The organism is Paraburkholderia sp. Ac-20347, from assembly GCF_017104805.1.
Lineage (GTDB): Bacteria > Pseudomonadota > Gammaproteobacteria > Burkholderiales > Burkholderiaceae > Paraburkholderia > Paraburkholderia tropica.
The window spans coordinates 1-15,400 of sequence record NZ_JAAGPN010000193.1 but is presented as its reverse complement, the minus strand read 5'-3'; the positions used below and the strand labels follow the sequence as shown (position 1 = coordinate 15,400).

General features: G+C 56.8%; 10 protein-coding genes and 4 pseudogenes. 8 read left to right on the top strand and 6 right to left on the bottom strand.

From position 1 onward, the window contains the following. Positions 1-664: 664 nt before the first annotated feature. A pseudogene (locus G3N97_RS27775) lies at positions 665-1,025 on the top strand (manganese catalase family protein); the annotation flags it as partial. Between the two features lie 113 nt (positions 1,026-1,138). Here G3N97_RS27775 and G3N97_RS39665 read toward each other — a convergent pair. Together G3N97_RS39665 and G3N97_RS27770 are read right to left on the bottom strand one after the other, a co-directional pair. Further along, positions 1,139-1,355 (bottom strand): annotated as a pseudogene (locus tag G3N97_RS39665) (IS3 family transposase); the annotation flags it as partial. Between the two features lie 801 nt (positions 1,356-2,156). Then, the gene (locus tag G3N97_RS27770) at positions 2,157-2,456 is read right to left on the bottom strand and encodes an H-NS histone family protein (RefSeq protein WP_205996216.1); all 300 of its coding nucleotides are present in this window, start codon (positions 2,454-2,456) and stop codon (positions 2,157-2,159) included. Positions 2,457-4,300: 1,844 nt separating this feature from the next. Between G3N97_RS27770 and G3N97_RS27760 the strand changes: the two genes are divergently transcribed. Further along, positions 4,301-4,798, top strand: a complete 498-nt coding sequence (locus tag G3N97_RS27760) for a hypothetical protein (protein ID WP_205996214.1) — start codon at positions 4,301-4,303, stop codon at positions 4,796-4,798. A gap of 307 nt (positions 4,799-5,105) precedes the next feature. Here the strand turns inward: G3N97_RS27760 and G3N97_RS40210 are convergent. The 4 genes and pseudogenes from G3N97_RS40210 to G3N97_RS27740 form a co-directional block, all read right to left on the bottom strand. Then, a pseudogene (locus G3N97_RS40210) lies at positions 5,106-5,475 on the bottom strand (phosphate-starvation-inducible PsiE family protein). A gap of 358 nt (positions 5,476-5,833) precedes the next feature. Then, positions 5,834-6,367, bottom strand: a complete 534-nt coding sequence (locus G3N97_RS27750) for a hypothetical protein (protein WP_205996213.1) — start codon at positions 6,365-6,367, stop codon at positions 5,834-5,836. A gap of 852 nt (positions 6,368-7,219) precedes the next feature. Further along, positions 7,220-7,633 (bottom strand): Hsp20/alpha crystallin family protein, encoded by a 414-nt coding sequence (locus tag G3N97_RS27745; protein ID WP_205996212.1) that lies wholly within the window; start codon positions 7,631-7,633, stop codon positions 7,220-7,222. A gap of 39 nt (positions 7,634-7,672) precedes the next feature. Beyond that, positions 7,673-8,110 (bottom strand): Hsp20/alpha crystallin family protein, encoded by a 438-nt coding sequence (locus G3N97_RS27740; RefSeq protein ID WP_205996211.1) that lies wholly within the window; start codon positions 8,108-8,110, stop codon positions 7,673-7,675. Positions 8,111-8,307: 197 nt separating this feature from the next. Here G3N97_RS27740 and G3N97_RS27735 point away from each other — a divergent pair. The 6 genes and pseudogenes from G3N97_RS27735 (at position 8,308) to G3N97_RS27710 (ending at position 13,231) form a co-directional block, all read left to right on the top strand. Next, a pseudogene (locus G3N97_RS27735) lies at positions 8,308-8,939 on the top strand (diguanylate cyclase). Between the two features lie 159 nt (positions 8,940-9,098). Further along, on the top strand, positions 9,099-9,416 hold the full coding sequence (locus tag G3N97_RS27730) for a co-chaperone GroES (RefSeq protein WP_205996210.1): 318 nt from the start codon (positions 9,099-9,101) through the stop codon (positions 9,414-9,416). Between the two features lie 79 nt (positions 9,417-9,495). After that, positions 9,496-11,115, top strand: coding sequence for a chaperonin GroEL (gene groL, locus G3N97_RS27725; RefSeq protein WP_205996209.1), 1,620 nt, complete (start codon positions 9,496-9,498; stop codon positions 11,113-11,115). Positions 11,116-11,221: 106 nt separating this feature from the next. Further along, positions 11,222-11,476, top strand: a complete 255-nt coding sequence (locus G3N97_RS27720; protein ID WP_205996208.1) for a hypothetical protein — start codon at positions 11,222-11,224, stop codon at positions 11,474-11,476. Between the two features lie 84 nt (positions 11,477-11,560). Then, positions 11,561-12,133, top strand: a complete 573-nt coding sequence (locus G3N97_RS27715) for a hypothetical protein (RefSeq protein ID WP_205996207.1) — start codon at positions 11,561-11,563, stop codon at positions 12,131-12,133. A gap of 354 nt (positions 12,134-12,487) precedes the next feature. Next, positions 12,488-13,231, top strand: coding sequence for a response regulator transcription factor (locus G3N97_RS27710; protein ID WP_205996206.1), 744 nt, complete (start codon positions 12,488-12,490; stop codon positions 13,229-13,231). The last annotated feature ends 2,169 nt before the right edge of the window (positions 13,232-15,400 follow it).

Genomic DNA, 15,400 nt, shown 5'->3' with positions numbered 1-15,400 from the left:
GACTGGATCGAGGGCTATTACAATCGAGAGCGCCTGCACACCTCGATAGGGTTTCTGACTCCCGTCGACTTCGAGGCCGCGTTGGTCGCTGCATGATCTGCTGTACGTGGAAATGAGGCAGGGTCAGACCGTCCAATGTCGAGTACTTGTCCGACGTGGTTCGCATGTCCATATGCCCCTTTGCCCGATACACCGTTCAATCACGAGACAGTGCCCAACGTCACTACTTAGTACTTGCAGCACTCAGCTTCGCCCAGTGCGTGGCTCGAACGCCCATTGCAGCCCCTCGACCGGGCTGTCGCTCGCCGCGTTAGATTGTAGGAAGACTTGACAGATAGACTCGGTGGGTTTTCGAACACTTTGAGCGCCTCAGTTTTGTGCTTTAACGGCGCTGCCATTGTCGTGACGGAAACGGGCGACCGTCTTGAAGTCGGACATCAATCTCCAGGTTCGCCATTTAGGGTGGGTATTGTTTGCACCTCGCGCTCCGACGTCGTGTGACTTCTAAGGGCTTCTACGGGCCGCCGCATTTATGTGGCCTATGACACCGCTTCGGTATTCTTAAGGACGGTCGCACGTCCCGAACAGCGCGGGCGTGAGTGTCTGCAAGTGGCCAGCTACCGACTCACGCGTGCGCGGGAGCGCGCTGCAGCGACCGATCGGCTCACTCAGTTTTCTTATGACACAGGAGATTGCCCATCAGAAGTCGTTTGAGAAGGCGCTGCGTGCGATCCAGCCGAATTTTCCACAGGGCAAACTGCCCGGCGTGGGCAAATTTGCCAATGTGTACTATGACCTTTCACAAGGCGAAGACCAGCGGGGGCCCGTGGAACGAAGGCCCTGAGTGGCAATTCGACGGGTCGCCACAACCTGCCGTGGATGGCCGTGACGGCATTGCACAGGTCAAGGTAAGCGCAGAGGACGTCGAAACGCTGAAAGCCATGGCGGCCAGAACTGCCTCACGCACGGATCTCGATCCGGTTAGGGGTGCCGAACTTGGCTCCGGGGAAACATCGGCGAAGTAAGCGGTTTTGAGTTGCCACCCGCTTCGCTGTAACGTTCTGCCGAAGGCGCTGGAACGTACCTGCCGGACCAGCCGGTTGAATGGCTTCGGGGTGCGGATAAAATCTGGGACTGTTTAAGCAAGCAAACCGAGAATTTTCCGGCACTCGACTGGACTAATCGCGCCTAGGGAGATCTTGATCCGCTTTTCGTTATACCACCGGACGCAAGTATCTAGCGCATCGATGAACTGATCGATCGTCGTGGATTGCCAGTTTCGTCGATTGGACAGCTCGTTCTAGCCCTCCGAAGAGGCCTTCTCACGCAGCGTTGTCGGGCAAGTACCCCTTACGTTCCGGTCGAATTACTGCTGTCACTTCATCCACCGCGACAACCACAAAGCGCTTAAGGACTGCAACCGCGTAACGAGTTAGCTGTACGTTCTTCACGACTTGTTTCCCCAAGATGAACAGTTCTGTTTCTGGTTGTACAACCGTCAAAGTCGATCCGTTGTGTTTGCTACGTTAAAAGTAGTGTTACAACCTTAAATAGACTGCATGTCAACACGTTGCGCTGTGACCATATAAGTAGTGTAGAGGAAAGCTATGGACAAGTCGGCAGAGCAAGCGCTAGCTGCTGCGGCTGTAGGTCGAACAGTCGCAAGAAACGATTGGAAGCGGGGTTTACGCAAGGGTAGATCGCAGAAAAGTTGGGCCTGCACCGGGAAGCAGCTGCGCGCGTTGAATGAGGAACAGCGATTTCAACGATCGTGAGACTTGCAGAACTTGCGGAATGATTCGGCTGTGCTACGAAGGATTTACTTGAAGAATCGTCAATGCTGCCCGTTGATCAGGCAAATGAGATGGCCAGGATATTAAAGCTTGTTTCGTTGCCCGACAGGCAAATGCTCGTGAATTGGCTTGATGCATTCACGAAATAATTGAAGACATAAAAGAAAGCGGATGTTTTCCGCTTTCTTTAAAAAGTTGGCAGTGTGTCGTACGAAATAATCACTACAGCACCAATTAGAGTTAAGGCTATTGCACCAAAAATAACACGCCAAATTGGCGGCAACTGAGAATTAATTTGCGCAAAAATGGCTGCGACAAGTCCGAAAAATAAAGTGAAAATGAGCAATTCCTGGAAGGAAAAATTCATTTTACGCGGTATTTCTCGCGATTATCCGCGAATTTAATCCAATTCGGCGGCTTCCCTCTACCCTTCCATTCTTTTCCGGTTTTTGGATCGCGATAAATGTTAGGCGATTTTTTGGCGTTTGAACCAATGAAACGACCGCGTTGCGGTTTATCGCCTATTTCGTTGATGTCAATTTCATACTCTTGGATTTTTTGTCGAATCTCCAGAATCACTGCATCCCGTTCTTCAGCTTGAAGTCGTGCGATTTCCGCATCGAGTTTCCCCCGCTGCTCGAGTAATTCCCTATAGGTTGCCATGCCAATCCCCGAAAATTTGTCATGTCCATACCGGGTAAGTGTTACTTACTTAGCCGGCATGAACAGGAATTGATGCTATCACGAAACTGTCCGTTTTTTATCGTACGAGTTTCCGCTTCGTTACGCTCACCTTGCTAAGTACGGTAGCTGTTGATTTTTTGTAATTAAAAAGTGAGAGCTCAAGGACTTCATAGAAACCCAATTTCTCAACTGTACTTTTTAGCGATTACATCGGCAGTTCATGCACGTACTCGAAATGCGCGTTCTTTGCGTCCTCTGCTCTGAAGTCATATCAGAACGTAGTTCGTGCTGTTGTTTTAAGCTGCTGTGCGATTCCCTGTGCATTATCTTCGCGTGTGCACAGTGCGATAATCGCTGCGTGCTTGATTCCCGCAGCAGCCCCTTCGTACCCGCCGACCACGCGCATATGCTCCTCTGGCTCAACTTCCCAATCCACGGGTGAAGGGACACGCGGCCGGGATAACCTAAGCCTTGATCGTCGCGGCAGCGCAGCGACCATGTTCAAGCTAATGTTCGACGGAGCAACCGGATCGGCATGACTACAGGCGGCCTCCGCTCAAGCGGACTGGTATCGCGAATCGTCTTAACTGTGAATTCGATGCGGGGCATGGAATCAGGTCAGATTGGCGATATCACTCATGTCTGGGCGCTGGACCGTTGGCGTTACCGGCCATAATATTCGACAGGCTCACGCGTTGGGATTGGCCACGTTGCTATCGAGTTGAGCTGCCGATTGGATCCAGAATTCCTCGCGCGTTGTCGGGCTCACGGTTTGAGGCTTGAAAGGACTTCGTCCTGCACGGTTAGGGCCCTGTCGTACGAGTGAGGCTGCTATCGATGCAAGCCTCACCTTTCGTTTTACCTATGGCCTCCTCCAGAGCACTTCGGGCAACGGCCAAAAATTACGAGACTGGAATTGAGGTAACTATAGCCTTGGCTTCGTGCATAGTTTTCGTACTGTTCGGTCGACACCGGCCAATCAACGTCACACACCCGACCGCAGTCCCGGCACACCAGATGTGAGTGAGCTACACCGCGATTGAACTCGTAGACAATTCGCCCTCCCCCGATAGACGTGCCGGTGATCAGACCTACATCTAGCAGATTCGACAACGCACGATAAACAGTCGAGAGACTGCACGGTTCAGACAGGTACCCAAATACCTGGTCGACGGCCAAGTGCTGCGTCGGTCTATCGAGAAAGACTTTCAGCACGGCGACGCGTGCATTCGTGTGACCTAACCGAACTCGCGCCAATTCCGAATATACCGTTTTCATTGTCTGGAAACACCTGCGCACAGTTTCTGCCACTTTCAACCACGCGCGGCTATGTTACCGTAGCCGGTATCGAATTTTGTGCTTTTTCATGGAACCCCGATATTGATCTTCGCACGCACGCCTGTATTCCTGCCTCAATGAGTCATTCGAAAATGCGCAACAACGGAGCAGGGGGATTTTCTGAAGCATGGACATGCTAAAGCCGATCTACCCACCTACATCAGATTTTTTCCCGTACCATGACGGCAGCCCTCATCGCTCCACGTCTTTCCAGATTCTCAGCTACTAACTCCAGGAACAAGTGCAGGTTGTCGGGGGCATTATGCACGCAGAAGTCCCGTATAACCTCATCGATGGCGCTTTGCTGCGATGTCGCAGATAGCGTACTTGCAATATGTGATCCGCCCCGAGCGATGTCCGCCATATAAATGAAATGATATGCAGCCAGATCTTTTGTGCGCGTATTTCTTTTTGAGGGCATCGTTGGCTCTATTTATTTAACGGCGGATCTCTCAGCACCGCCTTGATACCAATATTGGATAGTGGTGGCCCATCTTGACTACGGGATTCTATCGGGGTTCAGGAGCCTTTGGAATCCCAAAGGGGCGTTGCCCGGCAAGGTCAAAGGAACAATTTACGCCAGTCAGAACCACCGTACCTGCTTCTACAACGTGCTAACTCGCACCGGTGGTACGGGGCAGGACAAGCTGGCCAGGAAGTTTAGCATCAGGATGCATTTCGGGACTTCGCAGAAGCTGGCCGATGCCGCTGTCGCGTTCATAGTGTGCGGGACGCTCGAGCCGCACCGCTCGCTACCCCAGGCACTGCGTCCGTCGCTCGACATGGGTTTGCTCGACCAGGCCACCCATGACAGCTGGGTGGGCACGGCCAATTCGATGCATGGTAGCAACCCGACGTTCCAGCGCGACGAGGTAATTCGGTCGGTCCCGCTCGCTGCAATTACGCTGATTTTCGCAGCACAGGCCAAAGGCCTCGCCGCAGGGCCAGTGATCGGTGTCGCCCCGCAAGGGCGGCGCGCGTGAATAAAGAAGCAATGCGCCAGCTTATCGTCGCAAATGCAACGACAAAATCCTCCATATGATCGCAGTTTAAAATTTCAAGTGCGACGTTTCAGCACCCTGATGCTTGATACGGCCGGGACATACCACTATCTCCTCTGCGCTAACACCGCATCCGGAATGTTTCGCGAGGTTGCCGTCTCTACGAGATCGAAGACGGCACGCCGGGATAGCGGCAAGCAAAGACGAGATTTCATTGGTGACAGGGTGAGTGGCTCCGCTATAAGACTGAAAATCAGGTTTCCTCTCTGTTCCGCACAAGCCAATACGTTCAACCAAGGGCAACGAGTGCAGCGGCCAACGCGGCGATACGCCGAGGATCGGCCGTTACGTCAAGAATAATGAACTTCCGGGAGATCGCCAGCAAGGCGACCATCAGAACCGTCTTGACCATGAACAATATGGCTGCGGCGAAGTATGACCCGCATTATCGAATGCTTGAATTCCATTGCTATGAGACGCGTCACGATCATCCCAAAGACGGTCTGCAATACCGCGTGGTCGAGCGGATTCGCTGCGTGCATCGCGAGCAGCTCGACCACAGCGCGAATCAACTGCCACATCGCGACCATGACGACCACTGAAATGACCACGCTGAGCACGTGGGCTACCAGTGCCTCAACCGGCCATAGATGCCCAATAGCCGTTTTACCGGTAAGCTGTTGCTCCTGCCGAGGATTACTGACCTATGCTGAAACATATTTGTACCTCGTAAAAGAATTGACGCGGCCTGCCTGAAGCGCGTTGATTGGGCCGCAATCATTCGAACCGTCTTTTCCAACGATTACTGGCCCGCATCGCCTGGCTCGACCTTGCCTTCACCGGTGCCGATACCGGTGTTCATCTGGTATGCCATTCCAGAACCCGGCGTTCGATCGCAGCGGAAACTGAAGCACATATGCGTGGATCGCTGGCTTCGCGCCAGGCCCCCGTCGTCAATTGCGCAAGTAGCTCGCTGTCGTCGTATGCATTACAAAAATGCAGATGTGGCAACGCCGATCAAGACATTGCCTGTCTCGGCCCACTGCCCCGCACATTGGCGGCTGATTGCCAGAGAGTACGAATGGCGTTGCGCTCAACCGGTATGCCAATATCGAAGAGTAGCCGCCTCGCCTGCGAGTAGCCACTTTCTGGAAAATGTTCAAAAATGCCGTTGAACTCATCGACTAGTGGCCGGCATCGTTCGGGGATGGGCGCATCGGGACCGAGCATCAATGCGGCTTGCGCGAACCTGACGGGGCCAACTGTTATGAGCGCGCGCAGACGGGCGTTTGCATTCCCATTACGCAGAAGCTCAGCGCCGTATGTGCGGATAATTGCGCGCACGATGGCCTCGGACGCCTGGACCAGAGGCGGCATGGCTTCGGCCAGTCGCAGATGCGGCAAGCGTGCGTCTGCGGTTGTGAAGCGCCCGATATCTGCAACGTCGGCTTCACGGCGCCGTATCGGTAGTGGAGCGCTGAAAATCAGCAGCCGGACACGTTCGTAGAGTGTGTCTTCGTCAGGGCTGGTGATGGCAGCGGTCTCGGTCATGTTCTTTCCTTCAGGTTGCCTTGATTCAAAATCGGGCCTTGCGCAAAGTGATCAAATTTGTGCCGGGCTTCGAAGATATGAAGTTGGCCGGAGAGTCGCCAGTTGGCGACTCTCCGATCGCGACGGCTTTCGACCTGTATTAGTGAGACATGGTTGCGCCGATGCCAGGCCATTGTTGCCCCGGGAAGCTTGCGTTTTTGACGCGGTGCGCGACCGGGGCGCAGCGCGTTGGGGTACGTCTTACATTTCCCGGTGAGACTGGCGCACCTTACGGCTTCGGCACTATTTTCCGGCACGACCGGTTGACTTTCGGGCGGAGCGCGAGTTCGCCAGCGTTCATGTGGAGCTGGCCTCGCGCATTGCGAACGAGCATCAGGGTTGAAAATTCGTGTGGGCCGAGCATTGCGTTCTCCAGTAAAACGAGCTCCGAAAATCGGTCTCTCTGCAGAAAAATCGTTCGGAATGCAGTCCGGTGAATATTGTCTTAATGTGCACGCCGTCACACGATAAAGTGCGGCACAGCCGCTGCCTCGTTCCCACATCCGGCGTTGATGGCGCGTATCGCGTACTCGACTGTCTTCCGATGCGCCCCTTCCGCGCTACGCCCAGCGCTGGCGTAGCGCGGAAAATGCCAGTCAGCGATCGTCTTCCCACGCAGAATGCGCACCACAGCTATTTAGTTATCCAAAACAACGAATGACAGCGTGCAGTGGGGACGGCAAACGTGCGTATCTCAATCGTGAACCCTTTCCAGTTCTGGCTGCGTACGTTGTCCATCTGCTCCTCGGTGAGGCAGCCCACGCGGCGCAGGTCACCTGCACCGCATGGCGGACTTCACTTTGAGGCGTGTGACTATCCGGCATTCACCTCAATGCGCCGCGGCTTCGCACTTTCACGGCGTGGAATTGTGAGCCTGAGCACACCGTCGCGCAGTTGCGCGTCAATACGAGAAACGTCGAAGTCCGGACTGAGCGTGAACGCGCGCGAGAAATGCGGATGACGCAATTCTCCGTGGTGCAGTCGCAGTCCTGTGGGAGCGGATATGCTTGCCTCGGCCTCTATGCTCATACGGCCGTCTTGTACCCTTATGTCGAGTTTTTCTCGTGGCACACCCGGGAGATCCACGAAGAGCGTGATGCCGTGACTGTTCTCAACGACGTCCACGGCGGGCGATACCGTGGAAAGCTGCGCCCTGGCGCGGGCGTTTTCGGTGGACGTGACATCCGTGCGCGAATCATGGGAAGTCAGTTCGGTGTTTTCACTCATGATGGGCTCCTTTTCTGGGTCGTCGACTCATCGATCCATTTACTGAACAGTGATGGCGCGCGGCTTCGAGGCCTCTGAACGTCCGACGCTCACAGTCAGGCAACCGTTGACGTAACGCGCGCTGACCTTGTCGGGATCGGCGTGCTGGGGAAGTTCAATCACACGCCGGAATGCCCCCATGAAGCGCTCCCTGGCGTAGACGCGCGTTTCGCCGTCGGCTTCAGGTGTTGGGAGCTTGCGTTCACCGCTGATCGTCAGCAGTCCCTTGTCGATGGAAACATCGATTGCTGCCGGGTCAAGCCCCGGCGCGAACGCGACAATCTCGACACTATCGTCGGTGCTACCGATGTTGACGGGAGGAAATGTCCCGCTGCGCGTGGCACGCAGACTCGCCGGAAAACCTGCAATCAGACTGTCGAACTGCCTCTGCAGGCGGTCGAATTCGCCCAGATCGGTATTGAAGAAAAGATCGCTCATGACTGGCTCCTTGAAAACCGGGGCCACGCACGAAAGACGGACGGAACCACGCGCTCCAGCCCATCTGTCCGTGGCAAGCCCACCGACAAACAAATCGAAACACGCAGCGCTTGATCGCGACTGCCTGAGCGATGGATAAAATAGCGCAAGGAGCAGAAATTTCAAGAGGCCCAGTTACATCTGAACCGGGAGGCTCCATGGACCTTTTCGACAGGCTTCAGGAACAGCTCGAAACCGTACGTCTGCCGCTCTATGCGGCCACAGTCACGGCGACTGCCCAGACGGACGCACCCTTTCGCCATCTTCCACTGGCACGGCCTCAGGCGCGCGCCGCAGCTCAGTTGCCCGGCGGCGATATGGCTCCACGGGCGGTACCAGTGTCGGTTGGTTCGACACTCCGTGGCGAAGCATGGAGCCAGTTGATGCCATGGTGCTGGATGCGACCTGGCGAGCGGACGCCTGGAAATGGAGCGACTTGAGTGTAGGGGCTGTAAGCGCGATCGGCGCCAGCGCTGGCGAGGCGCTCGCTTGCCGTCAGGCGTTCGGGGACTATGGAAGAGATGCTGCCAACGTCCAGCCACTTCTGGATGGCATAACCAATCGCGGAGAAATGATGCAGTTTGCCGCGTGCAAAGGCGATGTGCGCTGGCTGTTTCGGCCACTCAAGCGTGGGCTTTCGCAGGCGCTCGACGATCCGTACGAAACGCTCGACGCCGACCGTGGACGTCAGGCGCCGTATCCCGCGCCGCCCAGACCACGTTGCCCTGACGGTCGTGGGCGCACGGTTTATCGTCTGGGCAGGATAGTCCGGATCCTGCTACGCCGATGAAATATTTTGTTACAAATAAGGTTTTCACTGCCTCTTGAAGGGTGCAATGGACACCTCTATTTCGGATTCCGCCACATACAGGCTCGGCCGCACCAAAGCGATTCACGCAAGCAGCAACCGGATTCCTTTTCGTGAACCCTTATCGCGCAGGAGATGAGAATGCAGATTCGCCCCCTCTCCGATCGGGTTATCGTCAAGCTAATCGACTCGCAGCGAACGAAGACCTCTGGCATCGTGATTCCCGACTCAGCCGCAGAAAAGCCCGGACAGGGAGAAATCGTCGGGGGCAGCAGTGGCCGTCTGCTGCTGGATGGAACGCTTCGCGCGCTCCAGCTGGAATTTCGTGACCAAGTCCTATTCGGCAACTACGCACGCCAGACCTTGAAGGTCAATGGCGAGGAACTGCCCGTCATGCGCGAAGAAGACGTCATCGGCGTGCTGGAGCCCGACGCTGGCGCTGCCCGCAAGGCCGCCTGAAATCGCGCTTGCGGTCACGGACGCCCGCCCGGTTGTTCGCGATATCCTGGGTCACCGACTTTAAATCTGGGGTAAGAGCATGAGTACAAACGACGTCAGGTCTCACGACGGTGTCCGCGCCCGCATCGTCAGAGGCGTGAATGTGCTCGCCGATACGATGAAGGTCACGCGTGGCCCGCAAGGCCGCAACGTACTGATAGAGCGCGGTTTTCGCGCGCCGACCGTCACGAAGGATGGCGTATCTGTCGCGAAGGAAATGGAGCTGAAAGACCGGTTCGAAAACATGGGCGCGCAGATCGTCAAGCAGGTCGCATCGAAAACTACGGATGTGGGCTGGGACGGCACGACGACTGCCACCGTACTCGCCCGTGCAATCGAGCAGGAGGGCATAAAGCACGTTGCCGTCGGCATGAACCCGATGGGCCCCAAGCGTGGTATCGACACGGTTGCCGCCGTGCTCGACGAGCTGCGCAGGCTGTCGAAGCCCATTTCGACGAACCGCGAGATCGCCCAGGTGGGCTCCCTCTCGGCAAACTCGGACGAGGCGAACGGCAAGATCATCGCCGATGCAAAGGAGAAGGTCGGCAAGGAAGGAGTCGCCACCATCGAAGATGGCAAGTCGCTCGATAACGAACTGGACGTGGTCGAGGGTATGCAGTTCGACCGCGGCTACGTGAGCCCCTATTACATCAACGATCCCGACAGGCAGGCCGCCTATCTCGACGATGCGCTGATTCTCCTGCGCGACAAAGAGATTCCGAATATCCGGGAACTGCTGCCGGTGCTGGAAGCCACATCGAAGGCAGGCAGGCCCCTGCTGATCATCGCGGAAGATATCGATGACGAAGCGCTGACCACGCTCGTGGTCAATGCGATGCGCGGTATCCTCAACGTCGCGGCTGTGACGGCGCCAGGCTTTGGCGACCGGGGCAAGGCGATGCTCGCGGACATTGCGATCCTCGCGGGCGCAGCCGTCATCTCCGAAAAGACCGGCAAGCAGTTGCAGACAGCGACACTCCAGCATATGGGCCGGGCAAAGCGCCTGGAAGTGCGCAAGGACGACACGATTATCATCGATGGCGCCGGCGACGCCCAGCGTATCAGGGCACGTGTCAAGTCTATCCGTGCGCGGATCGATAAAACGTCGAGCGATTACGATCGGGAGAAGCTGCAGGAGCGCGTGGCGAAGCTCGCGGGCGGCGTGGCCTTGATCAAGGTCGGGGCGGCCGCCGGGGTCGAGACGAAGGAGAAGAAGGCGCGGGTGGACGACGTGCTGCACGCCACGCGTGCGGCGGTCCAGGAAGACATCGTCCGAGGCGGTAGCGTGGCGCTGCTGCGTGCGCGTTCGGCAGTGAGGGACCTGAAGGGCGTCAACAGTGACCAGGACGCGTGCATCCATATTGTGCTGCGCGCGCTGGAGGCCCTCCTGCGTGTCATTGCCTCGAATGCGGGCGACGAACCTTCTGTGGTTATCGCGAAAGTGTATGAAGGCCTGGGCAACTTCAGCTACAACGCGGCCCCCGGTGAGTATATGGACGCGGTCGAGGCAGGCGTGGTCGACCCGACCAAGGTCACACGCACTGCACTACAAAACGCTGCGTCGATTGCGGGGTTAATCCTGACGACGGATACCACAGTCGCGGAAGCTGCCAGGGATGAAAATCCGGCGCAGGTGCCGACAGCGGAACTGGACTATTGACCGGACTGTAGTTCATGCATGCACCGGCCAACAGTCGCGGCCGGCGCTCCCTTTCGGCGTCGCGCATCACCTCCGTCATGGGACGCCACTTTTTCCGATGACCGCCATGAAACTGGAACTTTCCATTGACTCAAAGCCACTGACCATCGAAATTGACGACGTCATTGCGGGACTACTCGCCGCTCGCCTGAACCTTCCGGCCGACGCGAATCAGAAAGTGCTGCTCGCGGGCTATCTGAGCGAAAAAGGCGAACCCTGGATACTGGACGAGGAGCATATGCGCAGGCGCGTCCTTCGAAGACTGATTCTGGACATCGCAGATCCTGCTCTGGTGATTCGTCATCTCATGATTGACGATTGACCGGAAGTGACCGTCTCCGATCAGGAGGTATGAAACGACGCTGGCGTTTCCTTCGCACAGCTATACAGAATAATCGGCATCACCATGTCCCAACTTTCTGGTATCGGAGCCCCTTCATCGGCCAGAATACCGACTGGCGTACTTGGTCTGGACTATCTCAAATTCCTGCAGCTTACGGTGCATGGGAAGATTATCCGCGAGGGACGCTTCGATCAAGCGCATCTGGAGGAAGCCATGCGTGCCATAGGCAGTGAGACAATGCGCGCGGCACGTCCAGCGATGAAGGTATTCTTCGATGGATGCCGTTTCTGGCTGGCCAGTCACTTTCACCGCTATAAAGCCGCACGCCACCTCACGCCGCCTTGGTGCCAGGCATCAGGAATTCTGGTGTCAGATTCAACCGGGATCGAAAGACGACGCCTTGCGACATGCGATCAGGCCCATCAGCTGATTTCTACTCCCAACGAGAAACCGGCCAGCGATGCGGCAGAACGTTCGACGAGCCGAAGCAGCAGACTAACGTCCCGCGCAAATTTGCCATGGGCAGCGCGGGCGATTCTCCATGCGATCACCTCGACCTCGCCAATTCGCCACCACTTCTCGTCGACAGTGCTTGTGCCAAGCTTGGGCTGGACGCTGACAATAGCCCTCGCCTGAAGGAGGCTCACCGTCTCGCGATCCACCGATCAGCTGACACCAAAGGGCGCGCGCGAGCGCTTCCTGTGGCGGCAGCATTTGATTCGTGGGCTGCGTGACGTACTGGCTGGTCAAAAAATCCATGGCGCGTTTGATTTGGAATGCCTCGGAATTGCGGGGGACACCGGCCGCCTTCCCGATCGATGGCGGGTTGATCCCGGATTGCTCGTGACGCGTGCCGGTTGTCGGCATTTCGGTCTGGCTCCGGGGCGCCACTCGAATGAGATCGCAGGAGCGCTTTCGCAAAAATAGCTATTTTCTGCAACAGAGGAGCGTATTCTTTCGAAAAAGGGACAGCGAGTCACATTACTGAATATGAACCCCTCAGGCATCTCCAGCAATCCCACATCCGCATGTGATAGCACTATCGTCGCGTTCTTCGACGACGACGCGCGTCTGTGGGATACCATGCGCGAACCGCTCGAAGCGGCAGGCTTCGGGCCGATCTTCGTACAGCGTGCGCCGAATGCCGTACGCGTCCTGCAACGCGCGAGACCGGCGCTGGTCGTAATCAACAGCCCCCGCGGAAGCGTTGACGGCTGCAGGCTCATCCAGCGCCTGCACACCGGGGAACGCATGATACCCCTTATCATACTGGTGCACACCCGCGACCCCGTCGAGCGGGCCGTGGCCATCGAAATGGGCGCGGATGATTGCATGGACAGCGCCGGCTCGCCTGGGGAACTTCTCGCCCGTATCCGTTCAGTGCTGCGGCGATGCCAACCGGTATTCGGGACCGGAAACACGGTAGCGCGCGACGCGAAGGGACATGCCCATTTCGGTCCTTTTCGGTTTGATGTGTTGCGCGGCGTCCTCTACCGGCAGGATCAGCCACTGCCCCTGACCCCGGCCGAATGCGAACTGCTTCAGCTCTTTCTTGAACAGCCGCGGCGGATCCTTTCGCGCGCAGAGATACTGGTTGCGGTTGAGGGATGCAATTCACCGGATGGCTTAAGTGTGCTCGTGTGCCGACTGCGAAGCAAGATCGAGGATAATCCCAGGGTGCCAGTGCGATTGCAGAACGTACGGGGCAGAGGTTACCTCTTCGTGCCCGACTGAATCATCCCAAAATAAAATCAATCACTTCGACCAGCAACGGTGGTCTGCCCCCAGGACTACCAATACTCTCCCGCCGTCAGCCATTATTGGCACCATCCCCAGCGTGACGTACTCAACCTGTTTACCGGGCAACGCTCATCCGGACTACGGAACTCAGCCCAAACACAATCGCGTCACGTTCCGTTGTTCGGCCCAATCGTGCTCGCCAAAGAGCGTCACCAACCGGCCATTCTGCATTTTTTGAGTATGTATTCGCCAATGACGGACTTCGGGATTGACGCTACGGACGATACTCGCGGCGGTGCTGCTGTGTGCGTTCCCGCTGGCGATGTCTTCCCGCTTGACGAAAGTGCAAAACCCTTTGTGTTCCGGCATGCGAACCTAGCAATCGCAGACTCCCGCCCCCTCCTTTGCGAACGACAGCCTGATAGTCTGCCGGCTAACTAACGCGTCCGCTGCCCGACTTTGAGAAGGAACGCGCGGCGCCAGGCTGCTTGCTAGCCGCACGCCTGTGCTTCTGTGTGGCCTCTTTCGTGCAGATGGGTATGCCCCGGAAGTGCACCTGGATCTCGATTGTTTGTACGGAGTTCACATAGGTGGCGAACGTGTGCAAACAAAAGTTCGAAAGTCTCCAGCAGAGACCCACGGAACTGCTCTCTCGCATCGATGGCGCAACGGTAGCTGCAGTGATTCAATGTTTGGAATGCCTCCAGGAAACACGATCGTTCCGTCAGCAATTCCCAAATCCATTTCGCCGTGAATGACCGTGGGGAAGCCTGCCCGCTTCCGCGTCGGGCAATGTCTCCGCTCGTATCCAGTCCATTAACACCGGACCCTCCCCTTCCCCGCATGTCGCTTCTTGTTGTTCGCCTGCCGTTTCCAGCAGTACTAAATACCTACGCTGTTTCGCCTGATTTTGTAGCGGATCGGGCGCCGCTTCTTCCTCGGATATTTGGGGGATACGGCCCCAGATCTTCACACCGAGCTGTTACCAGCTGCGGATGCCTGGGGGCGGGAACGGTTGATGGCGCAACCGGTTTCATGTAGTTACCCTGAAAGCGCTGGGATTACTTCGTAAGCGTCCCTTACTCGCTGACCCAACCCGCAGCGCCGCAGCCTCTGCTCAAGGCACAGTGGGCACTAAACCCCGTCCTTACCCCGCGTTTTCTACTCGGAGAAAAAAAGCCGCGCATGATTCGCGCGGTCTTCAATCACGCATGCGGCTCGGGTCTCCTGCGCCGCACACAGAGAATAGGCTCTTACAAGAGGAATACACTCCGGTAATTCCCTTACTCTATGTAAGTTAATGAACCATCGAGCTCGCCGGCTCGGCATCGATAACCTCAGCCATCGTACAGAGCGCGATTTCGCGCGCTCCGCTTCGAACGAAATCTTGATTGCAAGGGAGAGGCAAGAGGTTCCCGGCCGACGAAGACTTCTTTGAGACGGCGCGGGCGCACCGAACCAAAATCCAGAGAACTGTTCCGGCTTGAAAAAGAAGTCACAAAATGACGGCACTGGGAGCGTAGCTCGGCAGATCTGCCGAGCGCAAAAGCTTACCATCCGCATAACCTGCGGCGCTCTCGACTCGCCGATCTCCCAAATCAAGCTTGCCGGTCTCCCAAGTCAAGCGCAGATTCGCAGATTGCAAGACAAACTACTGGCCTCACCGTTGCCCGATCACCGGTCGCCACGAACAGGGGGAAGCTCATGCCGGCATCAGTTGTGTGCACCGCTGCTTTGGCACTACTGGGCGCCGCTCGCGGCACACCGAGGTTAGCCGTTCCTGCGCCAGCGATCAGACCTGATTCGCGGGTCAACTCGCCATAGTGGCCCAAGACGGGATTGTGGCGTGAACCGGCGTTCGTCTGATGCTGGAAAATGAACATCTTGCGGCCCGACGAGGTAATTTTGCACAGGAAGCCGGACACCCGCATAGCGCAAAGTTCGACGGGCCGACGCTCTGCGTTGCGTCGCATCAGCGGCGCACTTGGCAACCTTGATCTTTGCCATGACGACTTGCTCGGAAAGACCCGATTCAGGTGACCTTACCCCGCCGAGTACACCATTCGTAAGTTAGTGGGCTCGCCGCTTTTCGGTTGATGCAGTTGCCGGAATTGGTCCGGCGCCAGTTGCCCGAGGGCACTATGCGGACGCACGGAGTTGTAG

Coding starts and splice junctions, on each gene's coding strand:
- G3N97_RS27750 (WP_205996213.1), bottom strand. CDS start 6,367: ATGACCGAGACCGCTGCCATCACCAGCCCTGACGAAGACACACTCTAC.
- groL (WP_205996209.1), top strand. CDS start 9,496: ATGAGTACAAACGACGTCAGGTCTCACGACGGTGTCCGCGCCCGCATC.
- G3N97_RS27710 (WP_205996206.1), top strand. CDS start 12,488: ATGAACCCCTCAGGCATCTCCAGCAATCCCACATCCGCATGTGATAGC.
- G3N97_RS27720 (WP_205996208.1), top strand. CDS start 11,222: ATGAAACTGGAACTTTCCATTGACTCAAAGCCACTGACCATCGAAATT.
- G3N97_RS27715 (WP_205996207.1), top strand. CDS start 11,561: ATGTCCCAACTTTCTGGTATCGGAGCCCCTTCATCGGCCAGAATACCG.
- G3N97_RS27730 (WP_205996210.1), top strand. CDS start 9,099: ATGCAGATTCGCCCCCTCTCCGATCGGGTTATCGTCAAGCTAATCGAC.
- G3N97_RS27770 (WP_205996216.1), bottom strand. CDS start 2,456: ATGGCAACCTATAGGGAATTACTCGAGCAGCGGGGGAAACTCGATGCG.
- G3N97_RS27740 (WP_205996211.1), bottom strand. CDS start 8,110: ATGAGCGATCTTTTCTTCAATACCGATCTGGGCGAATTCGACCGCCTG.
- G3N97_RS27745 (WP_205996212.1), bottom strand. CDS start 7,633: ATGAGTGAAAACACCGAACTGACTTCCCATGATTCGCGCACGGATGTC.